The 6,028-nt window shown below is 66.3% G+C and carries 5 protein-coding genes; 2 read left to right on the top strand and 3 right to left on the bottom strand.

Annotated elements, in window-relative coordinates; genetic code table 11:
- Nucleotides 1-16: 16 nt before the first annotated feature.
- Complete coding sequence (locus MHY49_RS02220) at nucleotides 17-616, bottom strand: hypothetical protein (protein WP_239202241.1); 600 nt, start codon at nucleotides 614-616, stop codon at nucleotides 17-19.
- Nucleotides 617-836: 220 nt separating this feature from the next.
- On the opposite strand from MHY49_RS02220, the gene MHY49_RS02225 reads away from it, so the two are divergent.
- The gene (locus MHY49_RS02225) at nucleotides 837-2,189 is read left to right on the top strand and encodes an IS256 family transposase (protein ID WP_239202242.1); all 1,353 of its coding nucleotides are present in this window, start codon (nucleotides 837-839) and stop codon (nucleotides 2,187-2,189) included.
- Between the two features lie 269 nt (nucleotides 2,190-2,458).
- Entirely contained in the window at nucleotides 2,459-2,740 is a 282-nt protein-coding gene (locus MHY49_RS02230) for a hypothetical protein (protein WP_239202243.1), read from the top strand.
- A gap of 31 nt (nucleotides 2,741-2,771) precedes the next feature.
- On the opposite strand, the gene MHY49_RS02235 is transcribed toward MHY49_RS02230, so the two are convergent.
- Entirely contained in the window at nucleotides 2,772-5,591 is a 2,820-nt protein-coding gene (locus MHY49_RS02235; protein WP_239202244.1) for a DNA methyltransferase, read from the bottom strand.
- Nucleotides 5,592-5,650: 59 nt separating this feature from the next.
- Nucleotides 5,651-5,860 carry a hypothetical protein gene (locus MHY49_RS02240; RefSeq protein ID WP_239202245.1) on the bottom strand — a complete coding sequence of 70 codons (210 nt, stop codon included), beginning with the start codon at nucleotides 5,858-5,860 and terminating at the stop codon, nucleotides 5,651-5,653.
- Nucleotides 5,861-6,028: the final 168 nt, after the last annotated feature.

Here is a 6,028-nt window from a genome sequence, read left to right on the forward strand (position 1 = left end):
CGTCCTTCCCCTCGAACTACTCACCACGGGCAGTGGGCGGGGACCACGCTTCCGTGTGCACGAGGCTCTCGAGGTGGTGGAGGAACCCTTCTCGCAGTCGTGACGTGATGTGTCCGTCGGGGTCTTTCACGCCCAGTGAGATTCGGGCGGCGGTCTTGGCGATCTCCTCCAGGCAGTGCGCGTGCTCTGGGGGCAGCGAGGAGTCCTGCCGGGGGCGGTACTCGTGGATGAGCTCGCATGCGCCCTTGACCCCGGTCCCGATGTACACCGGCTTCTCGCCCGCCCTCCTGTCGATGAAAGCGGAAGGAACGATCTGGGAGACACGAGCCGTGTGGCCAAGGGCTCTTTGGGCTCCGTCGAGAGTCGACAGGTCGAAGGCGGGGCTGTGGTCGATTCCGATGAACGTCGGCAGAGCATGGTTCACCAGCCACGAGCCGGTCAGGATCTCGCGGCGTGTGGCGAGACCGTCCTGGGCGGTGCCACTGGCCGCGGCGTAGATGGCCTCCAGCCGGCTCTCCTCTCGGGGAGTGATGGCGGGGGTCTCGGTGAGGTCGACCAGTGCCCGCCACAGCGGGACGTCGACCTCGGGGACCAGTGGGAGATTCGGGGTCTTCACCTGGATACTTCTCCGTCTCTTGGGTCGGGGTACCGGTCGACCGTGGGTGCAGAAAAGGCGAGTCCATGGATCGCCGCGCCGACGGCGCGTGGCCACCAGTGGGCGGGGAGGACCACGGGGTGCGCAGCGGGAGCGCTACGCCCAGACCGACAGTCGACGCCGGTCACCGCTCGGGCGTGTCAGATGGTCTGTGTAAGTCCTGACTGAAGGGACCGAGACAATGACGACCATGACCGATGAGAACGAGGGCGATGCTCCCACGGGTGCGGACCTCGTCAAGCAGCTTCAGGCTGCTGGCGAGCTCGATGGCCTGTTCGCGCAGATCGACGCAGGAAAGATCGAGCTGACCGGCGACGGCGGGTTCATTCCCGCGCTGGTCAAAGCCGCTCTCGAACGCGGCCTGCAGGCCGAGCTGACCGACCATCTGGGATACGACAAGCACGACGCAAAGGGCCGAGGGACGGGCAACTCCCGCAACGGGACCACGCCGAAAACGGTCCAGTCCGAGGTCGGAGCGATCGATCTCGACGTTCCTCGTGACCGGATCGGCACGTTCGCCCCGCGCCTGCTCCCGAAGGGCCAGCGCCGCCTGGGTGGCCTGGACGAGATCATCATCAGCCTGTATGCGGGCGGGATGACGATCCGGGAGATCCAGCACCACCTGGCCTCCACGATCGGCACGGACCTCTCCCACGAGACGATCTCGAACATCACGGACGCGGTCGCCGAGGAGATCCTGGAGTGGCAGCAGCGGCCGCTGGAAGAGTTCTACCCGGTGATCTACCTCGATGCGATCCGGATCAAGGTCCGCGAGGATCACCAGGTCATCGGCCGCTCCGCGTATCTCGCCGTGGGCGTGGACCTCGAGGGCGTCAAGCACGTGCTGGGCATCTGGGTCCAGGACACCGAGGGCTCCGCGTTCTGGGCGCACGTGTGCGCGGACCTCGCCAATCGCGGCGTGAAGGACGTGCTGATCGTGTGCTGCGACGGGCTCAAGGGCCTTCCCGAGGCGATCGAGGCGACCTGGCCGGACTCGATGGTCCAGACCTGTGTGGTCCACCTGATCCGCGCCGCTATGCGGTTCGTCAGCTACACCGACCGCAAGAAGGTCGCCGCCGCGCTGAAGCCGATCTATACCGCCCCGAGCGAGGACGCTGCCCGCAAGGCCCTCGAGGAGTTCACGGCCTCTGGGTGGGGCCAGAAGTACCCGTCCGCGGTGATGACCTGGAACAACGCGTGGGACCGGTTCGTCCCGTTCCTCGCGTTCCCTCCGATGCTGCGCCGAGTCATCTACACCACCAACAGCATCGAGTCGCTGAACTTCCAGCTGCGCAAGGTCACCAAGAACCGCGGCCACTTCCCCTCGACCGAGGCCGCGGTCAAGCTGCTCTGGCTGGCGATCTGCAACATCGAGGACAAACGCGCCCTCGATCGAGCACGGGAGAAGGGAAAGCCCGCCAGCGAGCGCAAGGCCTCCGGCCGCCTCGTCGAGGGCCAGGTCACCACGAACTGGAAACAAGCCCTCGCCCAACTCGCCGCCGCCTACCCCGACCGCATCAACCCCTACCTCTGAACACCACCACTTACACAGACAGATTGACAGGCTCTTCGTCGCCGCCCACAATGAACCGTTGCCGCCCCGCCCGCCGGTGAACCTCAAGACCCAGCACTACCCAGGTAAGGACGGCCACTGGTTCTCCATCGACGGGTGGCAGCGCCACCACGACATGATCCTCTGCTCAGGATGTGGGCAGCCTCCGGATTTCATCCTGGACGACGGCGGATGGCTGCACTGCCCTCGGTGTCAGGCTCCGGGCGCCTCACAGAACGGAAGCCTGTGACATGGCCCAGCGGGATCCTGATCAGGACGAGATCAACCCGGTAGTGCTGGACCTGGGGAACCACACCGACTACTACGTGCTCACCAACTCCCTCGAGGAGTTCATCTCCCATGCCGAGGGAGAGATCGCCGACGAGATCCCGGAAGGTCTCGACGCCAAGAGCAAGTGGAGCAAGCGCGAGCTCCTGCAGGATCAGGTCGACCGCGCCAGGCGGATGCTCGAGGAGATCGACCGCCAGATCGACGCGAACGGGAAGGCGCTGCCGGGTCCAACGGGCGCGTGATCCTCCCATTGAGCCGGCGCGGTGTCGTCGATCAGGGCTGTTCGGCGGCGGTGAGCTCGGCGTATCGCTCGAACAGGATCTTCTGGCGTTCCTGCTCCGACCCGCACAGGCGGCGGGCCCCGAACGCCTTGTCGACCGCCACGTCCAGCACGCGGTGTGCCTTGAGCAGCTCGGGGCTCATCGCCAGCGGATCGTAGTGCTCGGCGAGCGACCGCTCGGGGTGCAGTGCTCGCGCGGCGAGGACGTCGGCGCCGGCCGCGATGATCTTCTCGCGCGCAGCCGACTCCACCGGGGGGAGGGGGAGGGTGTTCCAGGTGAGGGTGTTCGAGAACCGGATGTCGGACTTCAGTCGACCGCCCACGGCGCGCTGCCAGGCCATGAACATGGATGAGGAGATGATGCCGAACAGGAGCCCGTCCGGGTCTTCCGCCTTGAAGGTCGCGTCACTGGCAATGACCTCTGGTCCGAAGTAGGCGCAGGTCATGTAGGTCCGGTGCTCGCTGACCACACGCGGAATGCAGATGTAGTTGACATCGGGCTGGGACCGCTGGCCGAAGAGATTGGGGGTCGTAGCCATCTCGCGGGTCGAGGATGCTGAGCTGGCGCTGCGGAACTCGCGCACTGCCTCGAGCCGTTCCCGGAGCACTGGAGATCTCCGCGCGTCGGCGGGGTCGAGATCGACCATCCACAGGCACCAGCGTTCCTGGCGGCGGACGAGCTCGCGAGCGCCGACGTACTGCCGCACATACTTCGCGGCGGCCGGGTCTGCCATCACCTCGTCGTACTCCTCGACTTCGACGACAAGGTGCCCTCCGTCTCGGGGCATGCTGCCGAAGGTTGCCGGGGGCAATCCGGGGGACAAGAGCGCTCTGCGCTGCTCGACGAGGACATTCGGGCCGTCCACGAGATAGCCATTGATCGAGTGAGCAGATGCTTCGACCGCCTCGCCGCGCAGGGACGGATAGGAGAACAGGCGGGCTGGGCCCTTCTCACGGTCGAATCCGACGACGACGCAGTGCACGGCCGCGGCGCCGGGAGCCTCACTGGTCCACGCGAACGTGCGGTGAGCGAAGCGGATGCGCCAACCGGCCTCGAAGATCGACCCGAACAGGGCGGGAACCGGCTCGCCCTGGGTGATGGAGTTCGTCGAGACGAAGGCGAAGCGGCCGCTCGTGCCGCCGAAGTAGTCGACGGCCTTGCGGTACCAGCCAGTGACGTAGTCCAGGCGGCCGATGTCCTTGCGCTGCCAGACGTCGCGCAGTTCCTGGGCCTGCTCGGGGGTGCGAGTCGCGTGCCCGAGGAACGGGGGATTGCCCATGACGACCGTGTCCGGGGTCGCGGCGACGACGTCGGTCCAGTCGGTGCGCAGGGCGTTGCCGACGGTGATGCGCGCGGAATCCGCCAGCGGCAGCATCGGGGCGGAATAGCCCAGGGTGCGGCTCATGTCCTGATTCGCCTGATGCTCGACGAGGAACATGGCGGTGCGCGCGATCGTCGCCGGCCACTCCTCGAGCTCGATGCCATGGAACTGCGCGAGCTTCACGTGCACCAGGTCCTCGGCGCCGAGCGTGAGCTGGACTCCCCGATCGCGGTGAGCGTCGCCGTCGATCCCCAGCTTCGAGAGACGCCTCCCGCGTTGGCGGTTCGCCTGGTCACTCTCAAGCTGCTGGAGACGCTGATGGATGCGCAGCTCCAGAGCGCGCAGCTCCCGGTAGGCGATGATCAGGAAGTTCCCGCAGCCGCACGCGGGATCCATGAACGTAAGCGACCCCAGATGGTCCAGGAGCTTCTCCAGCTCGCCCCGGCGGCTCCTCGACTTCTCAAAGCGCTCCTCGAGCTCGTCGAGGAAGAGCGGGCGGATGACCTTGAGGATGTTCGTCTCGGTCGTGTAGTGCTCACCCAGGCTCCGCCGGGACTTCTTATCCTTCACCGCCTGGAACAGCGACCCGAAGATCGCCGGCGAGATGCTGGACCAGTTGAAATAGGCGGCCTGCAGCAGCAGTTCCCGCGAGGCGCGGTCAAAGTAGGGGATGTCCACGGCCTCGCCGAACACGGACCCGTTGACGTACGGGAACGCCATCAGCAGGTCGTCGTCCTGGCCGTAGCGCTTCTCCTCGGGACGGTTCAGTGCCTGGTAGAGCGTGGAGAGCTGGGATCCGAGGTCAGACCCGTCCTCGCTGGTGCGCTCCTCGATCCATCGGGAGAACAGGTCGCGGTCCCAGAGCCCCGAGTCGTCCGCGTACAGGCAGAACAGGGTGCGGATGAGGAAGATGCTCGCCTGGTGGTCGTCGTACCCGGTCTTCTCGAGGTGCTCGTAGAGCTTCGCCATGAGCTGGGCGGCCTTGATCGACGCGGCCTCCTGCTCCGCGGACCCGAACTGGGTGCGGCGGTACCCGGCCAGGAACAGCAGGTCCTCGACGTGGTCGGGCAGCTGCTGCAGGGTGAACTCGAGGACGCTCCGTTCACCGGGGCCAGCCTGGAGGTTCAGCAGCCGGAAGCGCTTGAAGTCGCTGGTGATGATGTAGTCGGGCTTCTCGTTCTCGGTGAGGGAGCCCATGTAGTCCAGCGCCTGAGCTTCCGCTCGCTCGAGGTCTTCGCCGGCGGACTTCATCTCGATGAGCGCGGTGCCGGAGACCAGGGCGTCGATGTATCCGCGGTGGCCGGTCGTGGAGCGCTGCGCTCGCTTCTCGTAGACCGCGGCGGTGCGCCCGCTGACTCCGAAGACCCCCAGCAGGTCCCGAACGAACTCCTGCGCCTCCCCGCGCTCGTATCCTTCGGCGTCCCGCCATTCGGCGACGAAGGCGCCGGCGCGCGAACGGATGTCGGGGACAACGAGAGGCTTCTGGGTCATGGCGGCATCATCCCAGGTTCCAGATGTTCACGGTTCCGATTGCTTTGGATCGGCCCCGGTCAGGATGGCCCCGAAGCGAGCGCGTCGAGCTCCGCCTCTGTCGCCGTCATGCGAATGGGGTGTGCCGAGTCCAGATCGTCTACCCCAATCTCGACCATCTGGATCGTCCTCACCCGCGTGAACACGTCCCTGCTGTCGCGCCGCGCCATCGGGTGTTCGGCGTCGACGACTGCAACGACCTCCCAGAACGTTCCGGCGGGCAGTATCACCTCGAGCTCTGCCGCCAGGTGCGACTGGACCAGTTCGCTGAGTGCTTTGAAGCGCCCTGGGTTTCGTTCCGTGGTTAGGCGGGCGCGGTCGTCGTGGGGTGAGTGTAGGACGCTTCGACCGCTGCGGGGGTGCGGTAGTCGAGAGTTTCATGCAGTCGGGACGTGTTC

The organism is Brachybacterium sp. ACRRE (genome assembly GCF_022346485.1).
GTDB lineage: Bacteria > Actinomycetota > Actinomycetes > Actinomycetales > Dermabacteraceae > Brachybacterium > Brachybacterium halotolerans.